The organism is Mesorhizobium loti CJ3sym, from assembly GCF_000472785.1.
GTDB classification, from domain to species: domain Bacteria; phylum Pseudomonadota; class Alphaproteobacteria; order Rhizobiales; family Rhizobiaceae; genus Mesorhizobium; species Mesorhizobium loti_E.
In genome coordinates, this window is record NZ_AXAL01000017.1 from 30,283 (window position 1) to 54,437 (window position 24,155).

The 24,155-nt window shown below is 63.3% G+C and carries 18 protein-coding genes; 8 read left to right on the forward strand and 10 right to left on the reverse strand.

The features are described 5' to 3' along the window. Positions 1-142 precede the first annotated feature (142 nt). The 4 genes from A3A9_RS0122700 to trpS form a co-directional block, all read right to left on the reverse strand. Positions 143-469, reverse strand: a complete 327-nt coding sequence (locus tag A3A9_RS0122700) for an NIPSNAP family protein (RefSeq protein WP_027060828.1) — start codon at positions 467-469, stop codon at positions 143-145. Between the two features lie 82 nt (positions 470-551). Next, on the reverse strand, positions 552-1,121 hold the full coding sequence (locus tag A3A9_RS0122705) for a NifU family protein (RefSeq protein ID WP_027060829.1): 570 nt from the start codon (positions 1,119-1,121) through the stop codon (positions 552-554). Positions 1,122-1,266: 145 nt separating this feature from the next. Next, complete coding sequence (locus tag A3A9_RS0122710) at positions 1,267-1,758, reverse strand: universal stress protein (protein WP_027060830.1); 492 nt, start codon at positions 1,756-1,758, stop codon at positions 1,267-1,269. Positions 1,759-1,890: 132 nt separating this feature from the next. Beyond that, a complete protein-coding gene (trpS, locus tag A3A9_RS0122715) occupies positions 1,891-2,958 on the reverse strand; it encodes a tryptophan--tRNA ligase (RefSeq protein WP_027060831.1) in 1,068 nt (355 codons plus the stop codon). A gap of 421 nt (positions 2,959-3,379) precedes the next feature. Between trpS and A3A9_RS45285 the strand changes: the two genes are divergently transcribed. Further along, positions 3,380-3,547, forward strand: coding sequence for a hypothetical protein (locus A3A9_RS45285; protein ID WP_202596403.1), 168 nt, complete (start codon positions 3,380-3,382; stop codon positions 3,545-3,547). 30 nt (positions 3,548-3,577) lie between these two features. On the opposite strand, the gene murJ is transcribed toward A3A9_RS45285, so the two are convergent. Genes murJ through A3A9_RS0122735 form a run of 3 tightly spaced genes read right to left on the reverse strand, consistent with a single transcriptional unit; the run spans position 3,578 to position 8,915 of the window. Beyond that, positions 3,578-5,176 carry a murein biosynthesis integral membrane protein MurJ gene (gene murJ, locus A3A9_RS0122725; RefSeq protein ID WP_027060832.1) on the reverse strand — a complete coding sequence of 533 codons (1,599 nt, stop codon included), beginning with the start codon at positions 5,174-5,176 and terminating at the stop codon, positions 3,578-3,580. A gap of 43 nt (positions 5,177-5,219) precedes the next feature. Next, positions 5,220-8,021: a [protein-PII] uridylyltransferase gene (locus A3A9_RS0122730; protein ID WP_027060833.1), complete on the reverse strand. Its 2,802-nt coding sequence runs from the start codon at positions 8,019-8,021 to the stop codon at positions 5,220-5,222. A 33-nt stretch (positions 8,022-8,054) separates the two neighbouring features. Beyond that, entirely contained in the window at positions 8,055-8,915 is an 861-nt protein-coding gene (locus A3A9_RS0122735) for a glycosyltransferase family 25 protein (RefSeq protein WP_027060834.1), read from the reverse strand. 193 nt (positions 8,916-9,108) lie between these two features. On the opposite strand from A3A9_RS0122735, the gene A3A9_RS0122740 reads away from it, so the two are divergent. From A3A9_RS0122740 to A3A9_RS0122750, 3 genes are all read left to right on the forward strand, one after another. Further along, positions 9,109-11,622 carry a heavy metal translocating P-type ATPase gene (locus A3A9_RS0122740; protein WP_027060835.1) on the forward strand — a complete coding sequence of 838 codons (2,514 nt, stop codon included), beginning with the start codon at positions 9,109-9,111 and terminating at the stop codon, positions 11,620-11,622. A gap of 58 nt (positions 11,623-11,680) precedes the next feature. Then, positions 11,681-12,070 (forward strand): CopM family metallochaperone, encoded by a 390-nt coding sequence (gene copM, locus A3A9_RS0122745; RefSeq protein ID WP_027060836.1) that lies wholly within the window; start codon positions 11,681-11,683, stop codon positions 12,068-12,070. Positions 12,071-12,157: 87 nt separating this feature from the next. Further along, entirely contained in the window at positions 12,158-13,003 is an 846-nt protein-coding gene (locus tag A3A9_RS0122750; RefSeq protein WP_027060837.1) for an aldo/keto reductase, read from the forward strand. Here A3A9_RS0122750 and mutS read toward each other — a convergent pair whose 3' ends face one another. Continuing rightward, complete coding sequence (gene mutS / locus A3A9_RS0122755) at positions 13,004-15,733, reverse strand: DNA mismatch repair protein MutS (RefSeq protein ID WP_027060838.1); 2,730 nt, start codon at positions 15,731-15,733, stop codon at positions 13,004-13,006. A 155-nt stretch (positions 15,734-15,888) separates the two neighbouring features. Between mutS and A3A9_RS0122760 the strand changes: the two genes are divergently transcribed. The 3 genes from A3A9_RS0122760 to A3A9_RS0122770 all read left to right on the forward strand — a co-directional run bounded on the left by A3A9_RS0122760 (position 15,889) and on the right by A3A9_RS0122770 (position 20,754). Beyond that, a complete protein-coding gene (locus A3A9_RS0122760; protein WP_027060839.1) occupies positions 15,889-17,076 on the forward strand; it encodes a glycosyltransferase in 1,188 nt (395 codons plus the stop codon). A gap of 133 nt (positions 17,077-17,209) precedes the next feature. Then, a complete protein-coding gene (locus tag A3A9_RS0122765; protein ID WP_027060840.1) occupies positions 17,210-19,489 on the forward strand; it encodes an NADP-dependent malic enzyme in 2,280 nt (759 codons plus the stop codon). A 179-nt stretch (positions 19,490-19,668) separates the two neighbouring features. Then, positions 19,669-20,754: a GGDEF domain-containing protein gene (locus tag A3A9_RS0122770; RefSeq protein ID WP_027060841.1), complete on the forward strand. Its 1,086-nt coding sequence runs from the start codon at positions 19,669-19,671 to the stop codon at positions 20,752-20,754. Positions 20,755-20,804: 50 nt separating this feature from the next. On the opposite strand, the gene A3A9_RS0122775 is transcribed toward A3A9_RS0122770, so the two are convergent. Both A3A9_RS0122775 and A3A9_RS0122785 read right to left on the reverse strand, forming a co-directional pair. Next, positions 20,805-21,494 (reverse strand): antitoxin Xre/MbcA/ParS toxin-binding domain-containing protein, encoded by a 690-nt coding sequence (locus tag A3A9_RS0122775; protein ID WP_027060842.1) that lies wholly within the window; start codon positions 21,492-21,494, stop codon positions 20,805-20,807. Positions 21,495-21,979: 485 nt separating this feature from the next. Continuing rightward, positions 21,980-22,972, reverse strand: coding sequence for an adenosine kinase (locus A3A9_RS0122785; protein ID WP_027060843.1), 993 nt, complete (start codon positions 22,970-22,972; stop codon positions 21,980-21,982). A gap of 274 nt (positions 22,973-23,246) precedes the next feature. Between A3A9_RS0122785 and A3A9_RS0122790 the strand changes: the two genes are divergently transcribed. Further along, positions 23,247-24,149 (forward strand): DMT family transporter, encoded by a 903-nt coding sequence (locus tag A3A9_RS0122790; protein WP_027060844.1) that lies wholly within the window; start codon positions 23,247-23,249, stop codon positions 24,147-24,149. The last annotated feature ends 6 nt before the right edge of the window (positions 24,150-24,155 follow it).

Consider the following 24,155-nt stretch of genomic DNA (forward strand, 5'->3'; position numbering starts at 1 on the left):
GATCCCTCGCGGGATCATGGTCAAACGAGAAGACAAGGTTTCGTACGCGGACCGTCTAGGCAACAACGGACGTCCCAAACAGAAAACCGGGCAATTTGGCCCGGTTTTTTGTTGTTTGCGCGATGCGACGCCTGCTCGGCGGTCAGGACACCGCCGAGAACGAGGTGGGAACCAAAATTTGGTTGGTGATTGTCTCGGTGATCTGGCCATCACGCTCGGAATCTTCCCGCGCCTGCTTCCAGGCAGGGTCCTTCACGAACGCCGCCCAGCGCTCTTCGCGTTCGGCCAGCGATTCCCATGCCAGCATGTAGGTCAGTTCGTTGTTCGAAGCACCGATCAGCGTGGTGAAGAAACCCGCTTGGCGGATACCGTGCTTTTCCCACAATTTGAGCGTGATCTTGTCGAAGCGATCAAGAAGCGCCGGCAAGCGTCCCGGCAAAGCCCGGTAAACCCGAAGTTCGTAGATCATTTTGGAGTGCCTTCTGATCGATACGCCGGAACCGAAGAAAATCAGACCAGATGGTCAGCAGGGTAGAATCATCAAAGGGGCGTCAAGAGACCTGTTCGACCTGCTGCACTTCGGGCACGAAATGCCGCAACAGGTTCTGGATGCCGTGCTTCAGCGTCGCCGTCGATGACGGGCAACCCGCGCAGGCGCCCTTCATGTGCAGGAACACGGTGCCGTTCTCGAAGCCGCGGAAGGTGATGTCGCCGCCATCCTGGGCCACGGCAGGGCGCACCCGTGTGTCGAGCAACTCCTTGATGGTGACGACGAGTTCCTCGTCCGCCTTGTCGTAGAATTCGCCGGTCTCGCTGGTCTCGGCGGCAGGTCCGGCCTTTGTCATGACGGGCGCGCCCGACATGAAATGCTCCATGATGGCGCCAAGAAGCGCCGGCTTCAGGTGCTGCCAGTCGGGACCGTCCTTGGTCACGGTGATGAAGTCGTAGCCGAAAAAGACGCCGGTAACGCCCGGTATTTCGAACAGCCGGCCCGCCAGGGGCGAGGCCGTGGCAGCACTGTCGGCATCGCGGAAATCCGCGGTGCCTTCGAGCAGCACTTCCTTGCCGGGCAGGAATTTCAATGTCGCCGGATTGGGCGTCGATTCGGTCTGGATGAACATGGCCGTCTCCGTGCCCGTTCCGGGCAGATAGTTTGGAATAGTTCTAAATAGGCTCTATCGGCTGGACATTCAAGCGAAACGCATCGCTGGAACGGCTGGCTGGCGGAATGTTTTTGCTGGCTGGGGAACAGAATCCCTGGCGGGCTCAGGCGAGACTATCGATCTCTTCGTCCGAAAGGTTTTGCGGCACCACTGTGACGGGAATAGGGAAAGCCGCACCCTTGCCGGCCACCGCGCCGACCAGTGGCCCCGGCCCCTCCTTGCCGGCGCCGGCCGCCAGCACCAGGATGGCGATGTCCTGGTCTTCCTCGATCAGCTTGTGGATTTCTTCCGTCGGCTTGCCTTCGCGCACCACCATCTCCGGCTCGATGCCGAGCTTCTGGCGCACTTTGTTGGCGTAGCTGTCGAGGGCTGCGCGTGCCGTGGCGGTTGCCTCCTCGCGCATGATCTTCTCGACGCCCAGCCAGTGCTGGAAATCGTCCGGCTCGATGACATAGAGCAGCACCAGCGTGCCGCTGGTGCTCAGCGCCCGTTTCGAGGCGTAGGCGACGGCGCGCTCGCACTCGGGAGTATCGTCGATGATCGTCAGGAATTTCCTGCGATGGCCGGCTTCGCGACTGAGGCGTTTGGAGACCATGTCTATCTACTCGGTATCTATTCGGCCGCAATCTGCCACTGCGGCAGACCGGCGGCAAGCCGCCGGTCTTAGGCCAGTATGCCTAGGCCTGTATGGCTTGGGCCAATGTTGGCGCAGTGCACGGCATCGCGATCAGCCCTGCAGCAGGCCGATGATGTCGCGCACCGTCTTCATCGTCGTTTCGGCCAGCACGCCGGCGCGCTCGCCACCGTCCTTGAGCACCGCGTCGACATAGGCGCGGTCGCCTTCGATGCGGCGCATCTCGGCGGCGATCGGCGCCAGTCTCTCCACCGCGAGGTCGGCCAGCGCGGGCTTGAACACTGAAAACTGCTGGCCGCCAAATTCCCTGAGCACGTCGGCCTTCGACATCTCGGCCAGCCCGGCATAGATGCCGACCAGGTTTTCAGCTTCCGGCCGGCTTTGCAAGCCGTCGACTTCGCTCGGCAAGGCTTCCGGATCGGTCTTGGCCTTGCGGATCTTCTTCGAGATGGTGTCGGCATCGTCAGTCAGATTGATGCGCGACAGGTCCGACGGGTCCGACTTCGACATCTTCTTCGACCCGTCGCGCAGGCTCATGATGCGCGCCGCCGGGCCGCCAATGACGGGCTCGGTGATCGGGAAGAAGCCGTTCACCGTCTCCTCGCCGATCTGCATCTCGACGCCGACGCCAAGCCTGGCGATGCGGTCGGAAAAATCATTGTTGAATTTCTGCGCGATGTCGCGGGTCAGCTCCAGATGCTGCTTCTGATCCTCACCCACCGGCACATGCGTGGCACGGTAGAGCAGGATGTCGGCAGCCATCAGCGAGGGATAGGCGAGCAAGCCCAGCGAGGCATTCTCGCGGTCCTTGCCGGCCTTGTCCTTGAACTGCGTCATCTTGTTCATCCAGCCGATGCGCGCGACGCAGTTGAAGATCCAGGCGAGCTCGGCATGCTGCATCACCCGCGACTGGTTGAAGACGATGTGCTTCTTCGGGTCGATGCCGGAGGCGAGGAAGGCGGCGGTGATCGAACGTGTCTGGTCGGCAAGGTCGTCATGGACGAGCTGCGCGGTCAGCGAATGCAGATCGACGACGCAGTAGATGCAGTCGGACGTGTCCTGCAGGGCGACGAATTTCTTGATGGCGCCGAGATAGTTGCCGAGATGCAGATTGCCGGTCGGCTGGACACCGGAGAAGACGAGGGGCTTGAAGGCGGACATGGGTTTCCTCATGGCTTGTGGAGGGCCGTTTCGCGCGCGGCGAAAGTCTTTTAGACGGCGCGCTTATGGACGAGAGTGCGGGGCGGATCAAGAGGTTCTGCGGAGCAGGTGCGGCAGGTCGGAATGCTTGTTCCCATCTTGTTGGGGATGGCGCTCATAGCGCTGGTCTCTTGAACTGCCAGGTTGGCGCTGCCCTCATTGTCCTGCCGGACATTTCTCCCCGTATAGAGACGGGGAGAAAGACGCTGCCGTTGCCGCCTCGCCAATCGCCAACGCTGCAAGGGAAGCGCAGTCGTCGCACTCAGCTTCTTTCTCCCCGTTTACGGGGAGAAATGCCCGGCAGGGCAATGAGGGGCGGCGCCGAGATCGGCATTTATGATATGGTGGGATCTCCCTACAGATAATTCTGACGAGAAAATGAATGCCTGTCACCTTCAACAACGAGGAAGCGCTCAAGCGCCGACGCGATCGCGAGACACCGCTGGAGACAGCGGCCCGGCTTCGGGCCGAAGTAGGGATCGAACTTGGCAAACAGGCCCACCAGCCACTGTCGCGCCAAGTCTACGACGAATTGTCAGGCGAAGACTGATGCTTGTCGGCGGCGTCGCCACCGTCAGACTCACGGATCTGGAGACTGTTCCTTAGGCGCCGGCGTTCCCTTGCGCCCGACATTGCGCCGGATCATGCCGAAATCGGCGCCGCCGGTGGCGAAGGCGGTGACAAAATAGAGCAGCGCCCCGCCGGCGACGAGGCCAAGCACCGTCGTGGCCTTGATGACCAGTGGCGAGCCTGGTCCGAGTCTTGCCGCGAAATAGTGCTCGGCGAAATACAGCGCCACCGCCATCACCGCCGCCGACAGCACCAGCCTTGGAATGCGCTTCAAAAGCGGCACGTCGCGGCCCCAATGGCCGCGCCGGATGAGCACGGCAAGCAGCATCACCGCGTTGACCCAGCCGGCCACGGCCGAGGCGACCGCAATGCCGGGCGCGCCCATCCTGGGAAACAGTGTCAGTGCGGTGGCAACGTTCACCGCCACCGAAATGGCGGCGAAGGTCATTGGCGTGCGCGTGTCCTCGCGCGCGAAATAGCCTGGGGTGAAGGCCTTGATCAGCACGAAGGCCGGCAGGCCAAGACCGAAGATCGCCAGGATCGCCGCCACCGTCGGCGTCGAATGGTTGGCGGCGAACGCGCCACGCTCATAGACCAGCCGTACGATCGGCTCGGCCATGACCCAGAGTGCGGCCGCCGCCGGCAAGGTCATGAACAGCGTGAACTCGACCGAGCGGTTCTGCAGATTGGCGGCCTCGATCAAATTGCCCGACTTCAGGGCCCGCGACAGTTCGGGCAGCAGCACGATTGCCACCGCCACGCCGACGACGCCGAGCGGCAACTGGTAGACGCGGTCGGCATAGGCAAGCGAGGACACGGCACTGTCCTGCGCGGAGGCGATCGCCGTACCGATCAGCTGGTTGATCTGGGTAATGCCGCCGGTGATCGCGGCCGGCAGCGCCAGGATCAGCAGCCGCTTGACGTTGGGCGTCATCTTGGGACGGCGAAAGCCGATCGCGATGCCGGCATTGCGCACCGCCACCCAGACGATAGCGAGTTGCACGAGCCCCGCCGCCAGCACGCCCCAGGACAGGCCAAAACCAACGGCACGCGCATCCATGCCGTGGTACCAAGCATAGCCGAGCACGCTGATGAGGATGATGTTGAGGAAAGCGGGTGCGACGGCAGCCGCGAAATAGCGGCGCAGCGAATTCAGCATGCCGGCCATCATGGCCGCAAGCGACATGCAGATCAGATACGGGAACATGATCGTCGCCAGCGTGACGGTCGTCTCGAACTTGCCCGGCGTGTCGGCGAAACCCGGTGCCACCAGATAGCGCACGATCAGCGGCATCGCCAGTTCCATGGCGATGGTCAGCACCAGCAGCGCCGAGAACAGCACGCCGAACACTTCCTCCGAAAAGCGCTTGGCGCCGTCAGTGCCGTGCGTCTCGATCTCCTTGGCAAACAGCGGCACGAAGGCGGCGTTGAAAGCGCCCTCGGCAAACAACCGGCGAAACGTGTTGGGAAACTGGAAGGCGGCGTTGAAGGCATCGGCCACCGGTCCGGTGCCGAGCGCTGCCGCCATCAGCATCTCGCGGCCAAAGCCAAGCGCGCGGCTCATCAGCGTGCCGGAAGCAACCGTTGCGAATTTCTTGACGAGGCTCATAAGTCTGGAAACTGCCTGCGGAATTGGGAAGGGGAAATTGTCGTCACTCGGCGGCCGCCTTGGCCTTGCCGCCGCGTTCGGGCGCGATGCCTTCCAGCGTCGCCATCAGCCGGTTGCGGATCGTGTTGATCCGGGCCGGGCTGTCGATCTTCTGGCCGGTGAGGTCGGTGACATAGAATGTGTCGATGACCTTTTCGCCGAAGGTGGTGATGTGCGCCGAGGCGATGTCCAGCGACAGGTCGGACAAGGTCCCGGTGATCTCCGACAGCAGGCCGGGCCGGTCGAGCCCCTCGACCTCGATGACCGAGAATCGGTTCGACAGCGTGTTGCGGATTTCGGCGCGCGGCGGGATCTTGAACACCTTGGATCCGCGCCTGGGCTTGGTGCGCTTCTCGATCATCTCCGGCAGCCAGCTCTTGCCCGACAGCACGTCCTCGATCAGCCGGCCGACACGCTCGGCGCGACGGCGCTCATCCTCGTCGCGGTCGAATTCCCTCGAGATCAGGATCGTGTCCAGCGCACGGCCGTCCGAGGTGGTGAAGATCTGCGCGTCGACGATGTTGCCGCCGGCGCCGGCGCATGCCCCGGCAATGACCGAGAGAAGACGGGGATGGTCCTGCGCCAGCACGGTGATTTCGGTAACACCCTCGAATTGGTGGGTCTTGACCATAGTGGCGAGCCTGTTGCCGGCCGCGTCCGCCTCACGGATGAATTCGGCGTGGCGCAGCTGATCCGGCAGGTCGACGGCCAGCAGATAGTTCTCGTAGTGCAGCCCGACATAGCGCTTGCGGTCCTTCTCGGGCCAGTCGGCAAGCGCTTCGGCCAGGCGTTCGCGTGACGCGGCCGTGCGCTGGGCACGCGAAACTTCCGAGAAGCCGCCGGTCAGGAGCAGTTCGGTCTCATAGTAGAGCGTGCGCAGCAACTGACCTTTCCAGCCGTTCCACACCCCCGGTCCGACGCCCCTGATGTCGCAGACAGTGAGGATCAAAAGCATCTTCAGCCGCTCGACCGACTGCACGATCGCGGCGAAATCCTCGATTGTCTTGCGGTCATTGAGGTCGCGGGTCTGCGCCGTCATCGACATGACGAGGTGGTTCTCGACCAGCCAGGCAACCGTTTCGGTGTCGGCGGGCGACATCCCCATATGCGGGCAGATGCGGCGTGCGATCCGGGCGCCGGCCTCGGAGTGATCCTCCAGCCTGCCCTTGGCGATGTCGTGCAGCAACACGGCGACATAGAGCGCCTCGCGGCTCTTCCTCAGGCCCGGCATCAGCGAATGCGACAGCGGATGCACCTTCTCGCCGTCGCCGCGCTCGATCTCGGCCAGCACGCCGATGCAGCGGATCAGGTGCTCGTCCACCGTATAATGGTGGTACATCGAGAACTGCATCATGGCGACGATCTTGCCGAAATCGGGGATCAGCCTGCCCAGCAGTCCGGCCTCGTTCATGCGCCGCAGATTGAGTTCGGCATTGCGGTCGGAGGTCAATATGTCGAGGAACAGCCGGTTGGCTTCCTCATCGCGACGCAGCGACTTGTTGACTAGGCCAAGCGAGCGGGTGAGCAGCTTCAGCGCATCGGGATGGAACTCCAGCCCGTGCTTGTCGGCGAACCAGAACAGTCGGAGCAGATTGACTGGATCACGCTCGAACACCTGGTCGTCGGCGATGTTGATACGGTGGTTGTCGACAATGAAATCGGACGTGCCGGCGAGCTTGCGCTTGCGGCGCTGGAAGGTGAGGAAGATGCGGTTGAAGCCCGGCACGTGCTTGGCCTGCTCCTCCTCGAGCGCGGCACAGAAGATGCGGGTAAGGTCGCCGACATCCTTGGCGACCAGGAAGTAGTGCTTCATGAAGCGCTCGACCGCCGACAGGCCGGGATGGGTTGTGTAGCCGAGCCGTTCGGCAATCTCGCGCTGGATGTCGAAATGCAGCCGCTCCTCGGGTTTGCCGGTGAGGAAATGCATGTGGCAGCGCACCGCCCACAGGAAATCCTCGGCCTTCTGGAATTCGCGATACTCGGCATCGGTGAAGACGCCCTTCTCGACCAGTTCCTCGCCGGTGCGCACCCGGTAAAAATACTTGCCGATCCAGAACAGCGTCTGCAGGTCGCGCAGGCCGCCCTTGCCGTCCTTGACGTTAGGCTCGACCAGATAGCGGCTCTCGCCGGCCTTGGCGTGGCGCTCGTCGCGTTCGGCGAGCTTGGCCTGGACATATTCAGGCCCGGTGGTGCGCACCACCTCATGGTCGAAGCGCAGCATCAGCTCGTCGTAAAGCTTGCGTTCGCCCCACAGGAATCGCGCTTCCAGGATCGAGGTGCGGATGGTGATGTCGGTGCGCGACAGCCTCAGGCACTCATCGATGTTGCGGGTGGCGTGGCCGACCTTTAAGCCCAGATCCCACAGCATGTAGAGCATGTATTCGACGGTCTGTTCGCCCCACGGCGTCTGCTTGTAGGGCAATAGGAACAGAAGATCGATGTCGGATCCCGGCGCCAGCGTGCCGCGGCCGTAGCCGCCGACCGCCACGACGGCCATGCGCTCCGCCGACGACCGGTTCTTAACCCGGTAGACATGGTTTGCCGCGAAATCGTAAAGCGCCCGGATCAGCTCATCCATCAGATGCGACAGCCGCTCGGCGCAGGCATTGCCGCCGCCGTCCTCCATCAGCATCGTCTCGGCGATCTTTCGGCCTTCGGCGAGCCGGGCCTTGAGAAGCTGCAGCGCGCCAGCACGGGCGGCCTTCCCGGAACCATCGCCGTCGGTGGCCGTCGTCAGCGCGGTCATCTCGCGTCGCAAGGCTTCGCCGTCGATCAGTTCATCGAGCTTCAGGGAGATTTTCGCCATAGGTACCGGTTGGCCTTGCCTTTTGGGCGGCGTCTATAGCGTGTTTTCGCGGCGCTGGGTATGGGGCCGGTCGACAGCGCCGCCTGTGGGCTGGTCTTCCGCCCCGGGCGCATCGAAAGGGACGATCGTAAATCGCCGCAGCCTGCTATAGTCGGCGACCCATTCGATGATCCGCTTTGTCTCTTTCCATACCTTCTCGGTGATCGGTCTTCGGCGTTTCGTGTTGAGCCCGCTTGCGTCCCAGGAGGCCTCCCTTTCCTCGTAAAGCAGGCTTGGAAATCTGTCGCCAACGAACTGATCCTGCACGCAGATCGCGGGAATGAGCTGGTAGATCGTCTTGCCGCTGGCCTTCGGGAACGCCGGATTGAAGACGGCATCATCGGCGACTACGTTGGCCTGTGCTGTGGCTTCGAACAGATCGCGCGCCATCTGCCTCGACAGGATGTAGCCGCCGGTTCCAACGTGGTTCCAGATCAGCCTGGAGAGGAAAAAGCCGTTGCCAACCGTAGTCCTTTTTCGCTGGATCATGGTTTTTCTGAAGAATGTTTCGAGCTTGACGACATCGGCGTCGGCTGGAATCCAGCTGATGTCGGCAAGCAGCGCACCGGCTTTTGCCGAAAACACCATGTCGTCCTCGAACACGGCGCCATAGGGGGCATTATCCTGAGCGATGATCGACCAGCAGGCGCGGTGGCTGTGCATGCAGGCCACCTCGGTGGCGGTCAAATGCCGGACGCCGCACAGCGCGTGCTGTGGTTGCAGCACCAGGTCAGGATGGTCACGGGCATCCGTTGCAACGATTCGCTCGAAGGCGATGCCGATGCGGGCAAACTCCGCCGTGATATGGGAAAGTCGGTCTGGAGACCGATCGAGATTGATGACCAGAAACTTCATTGTTTAAAGGAAACGGCACCATTTTTGGAATATCGGCACCTACTAGCACATGCTGTGCTCCGGCGTATGGGCTTTTTCCGAACGGCTGGCCCAGCCTGTTGCCGAAAACGAGAAAAATCCGAACAGCCCTTGACCTTCCAGTTACTGGAAGCACTACCTCTCCACCAGGCAGAGGCGCAAAGGCATTTTTGGAATGACGCATTCAGATCATGACCACCACGGTGACCACCACGGCGCCTATGGCGGCTGCTGTGCGCCGAAAGGCGCGGTCGTGGATGCGGTTCTGCGCGATCCAGTCTGTGGCATGACCGTGGATCCAGCCGCCGGCAAGCCGACATCGGAACATGGCGGCCGGCTCTATCATTTCTGCAGTGAAGGCTGCTGCACGAAATTTGTCGCGGAGCCGGAAAAATTCCTGACGACCACCGACCCCGTCTGCGGCATGAGCGTCGACCGGGCCACAGCTAGGCACTTTCTCCATCATGAAGGCCAGGGCTTCTATTTCTGTTCCGCCGGCTGCAAGGCGAAATTCGAAGCAGCACCGCAAACCTATCTCCGAGGCAGGCCGGCGCCGGTGCCGGCGCCAAAGGGCACGCAATACACCTGCCCGATGCATCCCGAGATCATCCGCGACAAGCCCGGTTCCTGCCCGATCTGTGGCATGGCGCTGGAGTCGATGGGCGTGCCAACAGGCGATGAAGGGCCAAATCCCGAACTGGTCGACTTCACCAGGTGGTTCTGGGTCAGCGCGGCCCTGTCGGTCCCGCTTCTGATCATCGCCATGGCGCCGATGGTCGGCCTGAGCTTCGAAAATCTGGTCAGCGACCGGACAAAGACTTGGGTTGAGTTGGCGTTGGCGAGCCCGGTGGTGCTGTGGGCTGCGTTCCCGTTCTTCCATCGCGGCTGGGAATCGATCCTCAACCGCAGCCCCAATATGTGGACGCTGATCTCGCTCGGCGTCGGTGCCGCGTATCTCTACAGCATTATCGCCACCTTCTTCCCCGACATCTTTCCGCACCAGTTCCGCAGCCATGGCGGTGCGGTGCCGGTCTATTTCGAGGCCGCCGCTGTCATTGTCGCTCTGGTCTTCCTCGGCCAGGTGCTGGAATTGCGCGCCCGCGAAAAGACCGGATCGGCGATCCGCGCCTTGCTCGACCTGGCGCCGAAGACCGCGCGGCGTATCGCCGAAGACGCTTCCGAGGCCGATGTGCCGCTGGACAGCGTCAAGGCCGGTGATCGCCTGCGTATCCGGCCCGGCGATGCCGTGCCGGTCGACGGCACCGTGCTGGAAGGTCGTTCCTCGATCGACGAATCGATGATATCAGGCGAGCCGCTGCCGGTCGAAAAGGCAGAAGGCGACGCCCTGACCGGCGGCACACTCAATAAGAACGGCTCGCTGATCATGCGCGCCGAGCGGATTGGCTCCGAGACCACGCTTGCGCGCATCGTCGAACTCGTCGCCAAGGCACAACGCTCGCGCGCACCCATTCAAGGATTGGCCGATCGCGTTTCCTTCTACTTTGTCCCGGCAGTGGTCCTTATCGCGATCGCCGCGTTCATTGCCTGGGCGGTTTTCGGCCCGGAGCCCAGCCTGATCTTTGCCATCGTCTCGGCGGTGTCGGTGCTGATCATCGCCTGTCCCTGCGCGCTCGGCCTCGCCACGCCGATGTCGATCATGACCGCCACCGGGCGCGGGGCGCATGTCGGCGTGCTGATCAAGGAAGCCGCCGCGCTCGAACGCTTTGCCTCCGTCGACACGCTGATAATCGACAAGACGGGAACGCTGACCGAGGGCCGGCCGAAACTGACCGATGTTCTCGCAGCAGACGGCTTTTCCGAAGACGAATTGCTGGCGCTTGCGGCCGGCCTGGAGAAGGGGTCGGAGCATCCGCTGGCCGAGGCCATCGTCGAAGGTGCTGCCGCGCGCGGTGTAACTGTCGCCGATGCCGGAGATTTCGAGGCAATCACCGGAAAGGGGGTGTCCGGGATGGTCTCTGGAAAGACTGTCGCTCTCGGCAATGCCGCCATGATGGCCGATCTTGGCATCGACATCGCAGCCATGTCGGCCAAGGTCGAGACGCTGCAGGTCGAAGGCAAGACGGCAATGTTCGTCGCTGTCGGCGGCAAGCTGGCGGGCATCGTCGCCGTTGCCGATCCGGTCAAGGCGACCACCGCCGAGGCGATCCGGGCGCTTCATGACAGCGGCTTGAGGATCATCATGGCGACCGGCGACAATGAGCGCACCGCAAAGGCGATCGCCAAAAGCCTCGGTATCGATGAGGTCCGCGCCGGGCTGCTGCCGGAACAGAAGGCAGCCCTCGTCGAAGAGCTGCGCGGCAGGGGTGCCGGCGTCGCCATGGCCGGCGACGGCGTCAACGACGCACCGGCCTTGGCCAGCGCCGATGTCGGCATCGCCATGGGCACCGGTGCCGATGTCGCGGTCGAAAGCGCCGGCATCACCCTGGTCAAGGGCGACCTCAACGGCATCGTGCGGGCTCGAACGCTGGCCCAGGCGACGATCCGCAACATCCGCCAGAACCTGTTCTTCGCCTTCCTCTACAATGTGCTTGGCGTGCCGGTCGCCGCCGGCGTGCTCTATCCGCTCACCGGCACGCTTTTGTCGCCGATGCTGGCGGCGGCGGCGATGAGCCTGTCCTCTGTGTCGGTCATATCAAACGCATTGCGGCTGAGAACGTTGAAACTCTGATCCAACCCCCCAAATACGACCCCCCCCAGATACGAAACCAAGCAACAGGAGACCATGAATGACCTTGGCTAAAAAACTCGTGCTTTTGCTGATGGCGGCCGGAATGCTGCTCGCCGTCTTCCTCGAAAGCGTTCCGGCACAGAGCGAAGAGATGAAACACGACATGGCCGGCATGGCGATGGGTGCGCAAAGCCCTGCCACCGTTGGCTACAAGAAGGCGATGGACAAGATGCACAAGGGCATGATGGTCAAATACACCGGCAATGCCGATGTCGACTTCGTCCGCGGCATGATCCCGCACCATCAGGGCGCCATCGACATGGCCAAGGTCGAGCTTGCCAATGGCAAGGACCCGGAAATCCGCAAGCTCGCCGAAGGCGTCATCGCCGCGCAGGAAGCCGAGATCAAGCAGATGCAGGATTGGCTCGCCGCCCATTCGGTGAAGTGAGCCTTTTCGCGACGAAGAATCGGGCGAGGATATCTCTGGATTTCCCGCCCGCCCTGTGATGCGATCCCGCCTCAAACGGAGCCTGCCATGCCATCGACCATCAGAACCACCACGCTACCCCAAGGCGAAGCCATTGCCGTGCTCGGCCAGGGCACGTGGAAGATGGGCGAGGATTCGCGCCGCCGGGCCGGTGAAGTGAACGCTCTAAAGCTCGGCCTCGACCTTGGCATCACGCTGATCGACACCGCCGAAATGTATGCCAGCGGCGGCGCCGAGGAGGTGGTGGCCGAAGCCATCGCCGGGCGCCGCGACGAGACTTTTTTGGTCTCGAAAGTGCTGCCGTCAAACGCTTCGCGCGCCGGTGTGCAGCGCGCCTGCGAAAACAGCCTCAAGCGGCTGCGCACCGACCGCATCGACCTTTACCTCTTGCATTGGCCGGGCAGCGTGCCGTTGGCGGAGACCGTCGAGGCTTTCGAGGCGCTGAAAAAGGCCGGCAAGATCCGCCATTGGGGCGTCAGCAATTTTGACACCGATGAGATGGAAGGGCTGGTCGGCGTTGCCAACGGCGGCAACGTCCAGACTAACCAGGTGCTCTACAATCTCATCCGGCGCGGCCTCGAGTTCGATCTCGCCCCCTGGAGCCGGCAGCGCGGCATTCCCTTGATGGCTTATTCACCGGTCGAGCAGGGCGCGCTGGCGCGCAACAGCCGGCTCGACGCTGTCGCCGCCCGCCACAATGCCACCCCTGCACAAATTGCCTTGGCCTGGGTGATACATCAGGACGGCGTCATCGCCATTCCCAAGGCCAGCAGCCAGGAGCATGTGCGTCAGAATTTTGCCGCGCTCGACATCAAGCTTACGCAGCAGGATCTCGCCGATCTCGACCGCGCGTTCCCGGCACCGACGCGCAAGCGTGGGCTGGAGATGATCTGATTACTTCCCGGCCAGCCCCTTCAGCCGGTACAGCGCCTCCAGCGCTTCCCGTGGCGTCATCTCATCGGGATTGATGTCGCCGAGTGCCGCGCCCAGCGCGTCGCTTTTCACCGGCTTCGCTGCCTCGCGCTTCACCGCCACTGAAAACAGCGGCAGGTCGTCGACCAGTCGATTGGTCTTGCCGGAAACCTCGCCTTCCTCCAACTGGTGCAGTACCTGCTTTGCGCGGTCGACCACGGCTTCCGGCAGGCCGGCCAGTCGCGCCACCTGCACGCCATAAGAGCGGTCGGCCGCGCCCTTGCCGACCTCATGCAGGAAGACGACGTCGTTTTCCCATTCCTTGACCCGCATGGTGACGTTGTGCAGCCGCGCCAGCTTGCCGGCGAGCGAGGTCATTTCGTGGAAGTGGGTGGCGAAGATCGCGCGGCAGCGGTTCTTCTCGTGCAGATATTCGACTGCCGCCCAGGCAATCGACAGGCCGTCGAAAGTCGCGGTGCCGCGGCCGATCTCGTCGAGGATGACGAGCGCGCGTTCGCCGGCCTGGTTGAGGATCGCCGCCGTCTCGACCATCTCGACCATGAAGGTCGAGCGGCCGCGCGCCAGATCGTCGGAGGCGCCGACGCGCGAGAACAGCCGGTCGACGACGCCGATATGAGCTGACGTTGCCGGCACGAAGGAGCCGGTCTGGGCCAGGATGGCGATCAGCGCGTTCTGGCGCAGGAAGGTCGACTTACCACCCATATTGGGGCCGGTCAGCAGCCAGATGGCGCCGTTCTTGGCGCTGCCCTCCGGCGACAGGTCGCAGTTATTGGCGACGAACGGGCCTTCGCCGGAGCGGCGCAGCGCCTGCTCGACCACCGGATGCCGGCCGCCGGAAATTTCGAAGGCCAGGCTGGAATCCACCACCGGCCGGCACCAGGCCTCGCTTTCCGACAGAAGCGCGAGTGCCGCCGACACGTCGATCACCGCAAGCGCATCGGCGCCGGCGCGGATTTTTTCCGCCTCGCCGACCGCCTCCACAGTCAGCGCATCGAAGGCGGCCAGTTCGATGCTCAGTGCCCGGTCGGCGGCATTGGCGATCTTGGTTTCGAGTTCGGCAAGCTCGGTCGTGGTGAAGCGCATGGCATTGGCCATGGTCTGGCGATGGATGAAGCGGGCCTTGGCGCCGTCGCTGCCGGTCATGATCGCATGATGGTTGGCGGTCACCTCGATATAATAGCCGAGCACATTGTTGTGCCGGATCTTCAGCGAGCGGATGCCGGTCTCCTCGATCAGCGAGCGCTCCAGCCCGGCGATCACCTTCCGCGATTCGTCGCGCAGCGCCCGCATCTCATCGAGTTCCGGGTGGTAGCCGCCACGCACGAAGCCGCCGTCGCGCTTGAGCAGCGGCTGTTCCTCGCCCAGCGCCTGCATCAGATGCCGGGCAAGCGCCTGGGGCAGTGTCTGAATAGCGTCTAGCGATGCCGTCAATTCCTGGGGCAAAGCGGTCGCGGCAAAGATTTCGGCGATCGCGCCGGCGGCCTCGAAACCGGCGCGCAGCGCACCAAGATCGCGCGGGCCGCCACGGTTGAGCGCCAGTCTCGATAGTGCGCGCGGCATGTCGGCGACGCTCTTCAGGCTCGCCCTTACCGCTTGGCACAGCCGGGTTTCGGACCGGAAAAACGACACCGAATCCAGCCTGGCGCCGATCGCCGCCGGGTCGGTCAGCGGCGCCATCAGCCGGTCGGCTAGCAGCCTTGCGCCGCCGCCGGTCACCGTGCGGTCGATCGCCTTGAACAGCGAACCCTCGCGGCTGCCGGACAATGTGCGCAAAAGTTCCAGATTGCCGCGCGTCGCCGGGTCGATGAACAAGGTCGATCCCTGCTCCTCGCGCTCTGGCCGCGACAAAGGCGGCCGCTCTGCCTTCTGCGTCTTCTCGACATAGGCGATGGCGCCCGAGATCGCCGACAGTTCGGCGCGCGAAAACGCCCCGAAACTGTCGGGCGTCGCCACGTCGAAGAAACGCGCGATGCGCCCGGTGGCCGAGGCCGAATCGAACAGGCTCGGCGGCTGCGGGCTGGCGACGCGGCCAAGCACGTCGAACACCGGCTTCAGCTCGGGATCATGAAACACCGGCTCGGCGACGATCAGCTCGCGTGGGTCAACGCGGAAGATGTCGGCCAGCAGCCGGTCGGCGGTGGTCTCGGCAACACGGAACGCGCCGGTCGAGATATCGATCCAGGCAATTGCAAAGCTGTGGTCGCTGCCGCCTTTCACCCGCCCCAGCGCCATCAGGAAGCTCGATTCCGACGGCGCCAGCAATTTGTCTTCGGTGATGGTGCCCGGCGTCACCAGCCGCACCACGTCGCGGCGCACGACGGATTTGCCGCCGCGCTTCTTCGCCTCGGCCGGATCCTCGATCTGCTCGCAGACGGCGACGCGGAACCCCTGGCCGATCAGCTTCTGCAGATAATCGTCGGCCGCATGCACCGGCACGCCGCACATCGGGATATCGTGGCCCTGGTACTTGCCGCGCTTGGTCAAGACGATGCCCAGCGCCCGGCTTGCCTTCTCGGCATCGTCGAAGAACAGCTCGTAGAAATCACCCATGCGATAAAACAGCAGAGAATCCGGGTTCGCTGCCTTGATCTCGATGAACTGCTCGATCATTGGCGTGGCGCCGGCAGTGGCGGCCGGCAACGGCGTCATGGCCTCAGGGGCGTCCGGCTCGTTGGAAATGTGCATGTTCATGCCGACACGCTAGCAGATGTGATGGCAGGGTTTAATGCCGGCGCCTCGAAAAGCAGGGGACGACTGCGTTGCCGCCACCATCGTTTGATGGGTTCACCAGCCTTGCAACGAGGTGAAGTCGCACCTAATCATCGCTGCGGACAAGGCATTGGCAGATGGACAGGTTTGGCCAGGAAGCATTCGAGGAGATGATCGGTGCAGTCCGTTCGCCCTTCGAGCGGCTGGACCTCGTACGGCGCGCGGCCAAGGTTCTTGGCAAGGCCCGGCTTTCGGCCGCCAAGCGCATACCTTTCCTTCTTCCGATCCATGGTCCGTTGCGGGATGTCGATGGGGGCATGGTCGTTTCGGTTTATGCGGTCAGCCACGATCCGCTGATACTCTACACGCCGATCGGTGGCGCCCGCCCGCTCTCGACCGTCGCCGCCATCGGCCGGCGCCTGGCCAAGCGGCGCGCGACCTTGCTGCTGTCGCCGAACTGGACATTGGAGCGGCCGCATGTGGTCGGAAGGATGGGCGCGGATCTAGCCTGGTACCGCGAGCGCTTCCCGCTTCACGAGCTGATTTTCCTTTGCAATACCGAAGAGGAGCGCCGCCTTGTCGCCGCGGCCGGCGGCACCGCGATTGTTTCCAACCACAATCTCATGGTCCCGGAAGACATGTTCCGCCCGCTGCCGGACGTGCCGGCCGTATTCGATGCCGTCCATAATGGCCGCATTTCGCACACCAAGCGCCATTATCTAGCGCTCGACATTGAAAGGCTGGTTCATATCACCTTTTCGATCGGCGAGGTGTCACCAGCCGGTGCCCGCGCCTTTATCCGCCGCCTGCAGGCGCAATCACCGCTGCACCACATCGCCAACCCGATCGTCGACGGCATGACCGCCAAGCTGACCACGCCCGAAGTCAATCGCGTCTACAACCAGGCCGCCGTCGGACTTTGCCTGTCGGCCGAGGAGGGGGCGATGTATGCCTCCATGGAATATCTGCTCGCCGGTCTGCCGATCGTTAGTACGCCAAGCCTCGGCGGCCGGGACGTCTTTTTCGACCCGGACTATTGCATGATCGTCGAGCCGGAACCGGCAGCCATCAGGCGCGCGGTCGAGCGGCTCCGGGACCGCGCCATCCCGCGTGAGGAAATCCGCGAGCGTACGCTGGAAAAGGTGCGGGCCGGGCGGCTGGACCTGACGGCCTATCTGTCGGCACTGAAGCAGCGCCTGGGCAGCAGCGACCCGCCCTTCTCGCAATGGCCATTTCAGGGTGCTGGAACCTTGATGCGCTGGGCGACGCTGCGCGAGCATGCGCGTGAGATCGCGGCATTCAAGTCAGCGCAGCATGGTTCCTGACCGAACGTGTCGGCTTTGACGCAGCTTTGCCCAGCTTGGCGGTTTACACGGGGCGGCGCGTGGTCTTAATTCGGAGCGAAACAAAGCACCCGCTTCAACGAGGTGCTGCACCGGCGAGGAAATCAAAAGCATCATGGCCAGGAAAACCGAAAACAGCGGTCCGTCCGTCAGCGCGCAGGAGGCGCTCGAATTCCACGCCATGGGCCGCCCCGGCAAGCTGGAGGTCGTTGCCACCAAGCCGATGGCGACGCAGCGCGACCTCAGCCTCGCCTATTCGCCTGGTGTCGCGGTACCGGTTCTGGCAATCGCCGAGGATCCCAGCCGCGCCTTCGACTACACGACGCGCGGCAACATGGTCGCCGTCATTTCCAATGGCACCGCCATCCTCGGCCTCGGCAATCTCGGCGCGCTGGCCTCGAAGCCGGTGATGGAAGGCAAGGCGGTGCTGTTCAAGCGTTTCGCCGATGTCGATTCCATCGACCTCGAGGTCGACACCGAAGATGCGGACGAGTTCATCAATTGCGTGCGCTTCCTCGGCCCTTCCTTCGGCGGGATCAATCTCGAGGACATCAAGGCTCCGGAATGCTTCATCATCGAGCAGCGCTTGCGCGAACTGATGGACATCCCAGTCTTCCACGACGACCAGCATGGCACTGCCATCATCTCGGCCGCCGGCCTGATCAACGCGCTGGAAATCACCGGCCGCGACATGAAGACCACGAAAATGGTGTGCAATGGCGCCGGTGCCGCCGGCATCGCCTGCATCGAGCTGATGAAGGCTATGGGCTTCGCGCCCGAAAACATCATCCTGTGCGACACCAAGGGCGTGGTCTTCCAGGGCCGCACCGAAGGCATGAATCAGTGGAAGTCGGCGCATGCCGCCAAGACAGAGTCGCGCAGCCTTGCCGAGGCGCTCGACGGCGCCGACGTCTTTCTCGGCCTCTCGGCCAAGGGCGCGCTGACCACCGCTATGGTGCAGTCGATGGCCAAGAACCCGATCATCTTCGCCATGGCCAATCCCGACCCCGAAATCACGCCGGAGGAAGTGGCCGAAATCCGCACCGACGCCATCATGGCCACGGGCCGGTCCGACTATCCCAATCAGGTCAACAACGTTCTCGGCTTCCCCTACATCTTCCGTGGCGCGCTGGATGTGCGGGCCACGACCATCAACGATGACATGAAGATCGCCGCCGCCCGAGCCCTGGCCGCGCTGGCGCGCGAGGACGTGCCCGACGATGTCGCTGCCGCCTATCAGGGCAACCGGCCGAAATTCGGCCCCAACTACATCATCCCGGTGCCGTTCGACCCGCGCCTGATCTCGGCTATCCCCCTTGCGGTGGCCAAGGCGGCAATGGATTCGGGGGTTGCCCAAAAGCCGATCCTCGACCTCGATCGCTATGCGCAGGAACTCTCGGCCCGCCGCGACCCGATCGCCTCCACCTTGCAGCGCATCTACGACCGCGTGCGCCGCCAACCCAAGCGTATCGTCTTCGCCGAGGGCGAGGAGGAGCAGGTGATGCGCGCCGCCGTCTCCTATGTGAACCAGCGGCTCGGCACCGCCATCCTGCTTGGCCGTGACGATGTCATCAAGGAAAACGCCAAGCACGCCGGCATCGACCTGAACAAGCAAGGCATCGAGATCATCAATGCAAGGCTGTCGCGCCGCAACGGCATCTACACCGACTATCTCTACGAGCGCATGCAGCGCAAAGGCTTCCTGTTTCGCGACTGCCAGCGGCTGATCAACAACGACCGCAACCATTTTGCTGCCTGCATGGTGGCGCTGGGCGATGCCGACGGCATCGTCACCGGCGTCACCCGCAACTATTCGACAGCGCTGGACGACATCCGCCGCGTCATCGACGCCAAGCCGGGCCACCGCGTCATCGGCGTCTCGATCGTGCTCGCGCGGGGTAAAACGGTCCTCGTCGCCGACACCGCCGTGCACGACATGCCAAATGCCGAGCAGATCGCCGACATCGCCGAGGAGGCGGCAGGCTTTGCCCGCCGCATGGGCTATGAGCCGAGGCTCGCCATGCTCGCCTATTCCACCTTCGGCCATCCGCAGGGCGAACGCTCCGAGCGCGTCCAGGAAGCCGTGCGCATCCTCGACAAGCGCCGCGTCGATTTCGAATATGACGGCGAAATGGCGGCCGACGTCGCGCTCAATGCCCGCGCCATGGCGCAATACCCGTTTATTCGACTCACCGGCCCGGCCAATGTGCTGATCATGCCGGCGTTCCACTCAGCCTCGATCTCGACCAAGATGCTGCAGGAGCTCGGCGGCTCGACCGTCATCGGCCCGCTGCTGGTCGGCTTGAACAAGCCGGTGCAGATCGTGTCGCTGAATGCCAAGGACAGCGATATCGTCAACATGGCGGCGATCGCGGCTTATACGGCGGGGACGTGACGAGCGGTCCTGGAGAGGGCGGAAGCCAACGATCTAGCTCTTCGAACGCGCGGCGCTCAAAACTCCGCCGGACCCCCACCCATAACATCTTGATAAGATTCAGCTGATATAGGGAAGCTCTTGCCGCATGCCGTAACGGCATCCACGGCGCGCTCAGACCGCCAAATGGGGGTGCGGCCATGAAGCATGACGGAGTTTCTCTATCCGTGGTCGGCGAGCGAGCCTACCACGACGAGCGATTGGATGCTTTGCTCAGCATCACCGGCCGCATGGATGGTTATCTCTACCGTTGCCGCAACGACGCGTCCTACACCATGCTCTATATAAGCGACGGCATTTTCACCGTCAGCGGTTATCGGCCGAGCGATTTCATCCACAATGCGGTGCGCGACTATGTCTCAGCTATCCACCCGGATGACTTGCCCTCGGTCTATGCCGCAGTCGACGCCGCGCTCGAGGCGCGCTGCAACTGGAATGTCGACTACCGTATCGTGCCGCAGGTCGGTGAACCGCTCTGGGTCCGCGAGATCGGCGGCGGTGTCTGGGATGATGCCGGCGAACTCGAATTTCTGGAAGGCTTCGTCGTCGACATCAGCGACCGCAAGGTCGTCGAGGATCTCAACGCCCAGCTGCTTCTGGATTTGAAGACAGCTAACGAGGAATTGTCCGCGCAAAAGCGCGAGATCGAAGTGGCGAAGCAGCAGAGCGACCATTCGGCCAACCACGATGCCTTGACAGACCTGCCCAACAGGCGTGCCTTCCACAACGAGCTCAAATCAGTGGTTGCCCGCTGCGGCGCCACCGGTGAGGCGGCCGGTCTTCTGTTCATCGACCTCGACCGGTTCAAGGAAGTCAACGATACGCTCGGCCACGAGGCCGGCGATGGGCTGCTGCAGCGCGTGTCGAGCCAGCTTCGCTCGATCCTGCGCAGCGCCGATTTCGTCGCCCGGCTTGGCGGCGACGAGTTCGCCTTCCTGTTCTCGGCCGACACAGATCTGGCACAGCTGAAGGCCGTGCGTGTCGCCGAACGCATCCTGGAAAGGTTGCGGATCAAGGTTCCGACGCCCAATGGCGCCATCCAGGTCGGCTGCACCGTTGGCGTGGCCATGTATCCGGCGGAAGCCGGCGATTCCGAAGCGCTGATCGCACTCGCCGACCGGCTGATGTACATCGGCAAGAAGAGCGGTCGCAACCGCCTGGTCACCGCCAGCGAAATGACGCCGCAACAGCCATCGTCCGGGCCTCACCTTCGCAAGACCGCGTAGAGCTATCGGTGCGAATTTAACGTCGACTCCGATATCCGACAGTGCCGGCTTCAGCCCGGCGCGAACACCCTTGCCGCTTCCACAACGTCGTCGATCTGGTCCGCCCGCAGCAGGTCGATCGGAATGCGGCCGTCGAGTTGCGCCGCAGGCCGTGTCAGCCAGAGCCAGGCGAGCCTCGGATTGCCGATCAGCGACAGCACGTCGCTGATGCCCGCCACTGGCCTGCCGTCGACGAACTGCGCCAGCGGGAAGACGTGCTTGCGGCCACCCTTGCGCAAGGCGATGACATTGTTTCGCCTTTGCCAGCGATGCAGGGTCGAGCGGGCAATATGCAAATTCTCTTCCAGATAAGTCGAGCCGGCGACGCGGCCGGCCCAGTCCTCGATCAGCATCGATTCGAGGTCGTCGGACTGCGAGGTAGGCGTCTCGTTGGCCCGCAATACTGTCGGTGGATTTCCGGCGGTGCCGGCTTCACTGCGGCGCGCGGCTTCCGCCGCCAGTGCACGCACGAATTTCGAGGCAAGGCCGGGAAGGTCGGCATGGATGGCGTCGATGGCGCGCTGATGCTTGGGCGACAGCAAGGTTACGGCGGAAGCTATGCCGGCGGCGATCTTGCCGAGCGAGACCACCGTGGATTGCTTTATAGCCTCGTCATGGCGGGCAAGTGCGCGCTCGACATCCTCGGCGACCATCTCCGCGAAGTCGTCCTGTCCGAGACCGGTGGTCTGAAATCTGCTCATGCATCTGTCTTCTGGCCGCGCGCGCTGCTCCCTCGGCTGCGGCCGATTGCTGAATTTCTAGCGCGGAAAACGGAAATCGCGGCGCGAACGAATACGTCCGCCCGACAGCTTGCTGTCTTGCATCTTTCAACACCCCATCTGACTGCGAGCGCCCCGAAATGTCAGTCACGGGACGCTCTCGTTTTCGTGTAGGAGCGATATATGACAATCACGCGACGGTGAAGTTGCCGATCTCCCCCCTCGTGGGGGAGATGCCCGGCAGGGCAGAGGGGGGCGCGAAGGATCGCTGCGTAGCAATGCTTGCGCCGTGCCCCACGCTCTCGGCGGGCGTCGCGCCCTGTGAAGTAAACATTGGAAATGCCGGCGGGACAGCGCCGCCCTCTGGCCTGCCGGCGTTCGTCGTTCGGAAAGCCAAGCAATTGGCTTTCCGCCCGCTTCGCGGACCACTCCTCAACCCCCACAAGGAGGGAGATCGGCAGTTGTCCCTACAGCAATCCAGCCAGTTCGGCCTCGCGTCGCAAATTCTGCCTTGGCCTTGGGCCGATCTGCTGGATCACCAGGCCGGCCGCCAGCGAGCCAAGGTCGCCGCAGGTCTTGAGGTCGCGGCCTTGCGTGTAGCCGTGCAGGAAACCGGCGGCGTAGAGGTCGCCGGCGCCCGTGGTGTCGACCAGTTCCCTGATGGTGGTGGCCTGGATGACCACGGTCTCGTCGCCGCGCACGATGACCGAGCCTTTTTCCGAGCGGGTGACGGCGGCGATCTTGCAGTCCTTGCGAATCCTGGCCAGCGCCTCGTCAAACGACGATGTCTGGTAGAGCGACTTGATCTCGTGGCTGTTGGCAAAGACGATGTCGACGGTGCCCGAACGCATCAGCTCGAGGAACTCGTCGCGGTAGCGGTCGACGCAGAACGAATCCGACAATGTCATCGACACTTCGCGGCCGGCCGCGTGCGCCAGCCTGGCCGTCTGCCGGATCGCCTCCTTGGCGCGCGGCGGGTCCCATAGATAGCCTTCGAAATAGGTGACCTTGGCGCCCGAGGCCTTGTCGGCCTCGACATCCTCGGGGCCGAGCTCGACGCAGGCGCCGAGATAGGTGTTCATCGAGCGTTCGCCATCAGGGGTGACGAAGATCATCGAGCGCGCCGTCGGCGGCTCGCCCTTGAGCGGTTTGGTGTCGAAGGCAACGCCCTGGGCATGGATGTCGTGCGCGTAGATTTCGCCCAGCGCATCGTTGGAAACCTTGCCGAAGAAGGCGGCGCGGCCGCCGAAGGAGGCGACGCCGGCCGCCGTGTTGCCGGCGCTGCCGCCAGAGGCTTCGATCGCCGGACCCATGCGGCTATAGAGCAGCTCGGCGCGCTGGGTGTCGATGAGGTTCATCGCGCCCTTGATGATGCCGTTGGTCTCGAGGAAATCCTCCTCGCATTGGGCGATGATGTCGACAATGGCATTGCCGATGCAAAGCACGTCATAATCCGGCATCAATGTCTCCACCAAAAACCTAGAGCAATTCCAGCAAAAGTGCTTAGCGGTTTTCCCACAGGAATTGCGTACAAAGAGAGAGCCGGCTTCCTGCCACGCCCGCGCGGGTCTACAGCATGACCCCGAAAATTGGCAACCGATTTTCTGTCGTTGCCGGCGTGGTGGCGATGGCCGGTGCGCATAAAAACCAGGCGCTACGACAATTCGACCGTGGACGAAGCATTTCTTCGCGGCGTTGCCTACAACGAGCCCGATCGCACCGAAGGCAACATCCATGTCGGCAAAAAACGATACGACCACGGACCTGGCGTTGCTCGGCGTGCTGGCGGTGCTGTGGGGCGCTTCCTACACCTTCATCAAGATCGGCGTCGAGACAATCCCGCCGGTCACCTTCATCGCCGCCCGCACCTTGATCGCTGGCGGCATCCTGTTCGCCATCATCCGCTGGCGCGGGCTCTCCATGCCGCGCGATGCGGCCACCTGGCGCCGCTTCGCCTTCCAGGCCTGCCTCAACAGCGTGATACCGTTCACGCTGATCGCGGCCGCCGAGCGCTCGGTCGATGCCGGCCTCGCCACCATCCTCAATTCCACCTCGCCGATCTTCACCTTCGTCTTCACCGCGCTCATCACCCGACATGAGCCGGTCACGGTGCGAAAGCTGATCGGTGTCGGCGCCGGCATTGCCGGCATCTGTTTCATCGTCGGCACCGAGGCGCTGGGTGGTCTCGGTCACGAATTGTGGGCGCAGATTGCCATCGTCGTGGCAACGATCTGTTACGCCGCTGCCGCGATCTTCGGTCGTGGCTTCAAGGGCCTCGATCCGATGCTGCCGGCCGCAGGCTCGATGCTATGCGGTGCCGTCATTCTGGTCCCACTCAGCCTGGTCGTCGACCAACCCTGGACGCTCACACCGTCCATGGCATCGATCCTAGCCCTGCTCGGCCTGTCGATCCTCTCAACGGCGCTGGCCTTCGTCATCTATTTCCGCCTCATCCACACGCTGGGCTCTGTCGGCACGACGTCGCAGGCCTATCTGCGCGTGCCGATCGGTGTCGGCATTGGAGCCATCTTTCTCGGTGAAAGCCTCGGGCCAGCTGTATGGCTGGGTATGGCCTTTGTCGTGGTCGGCGTCGCGGCCATGACCATCCCTGTTAGAAAGCCAGCTTTCGCTAAGTAGCGATAC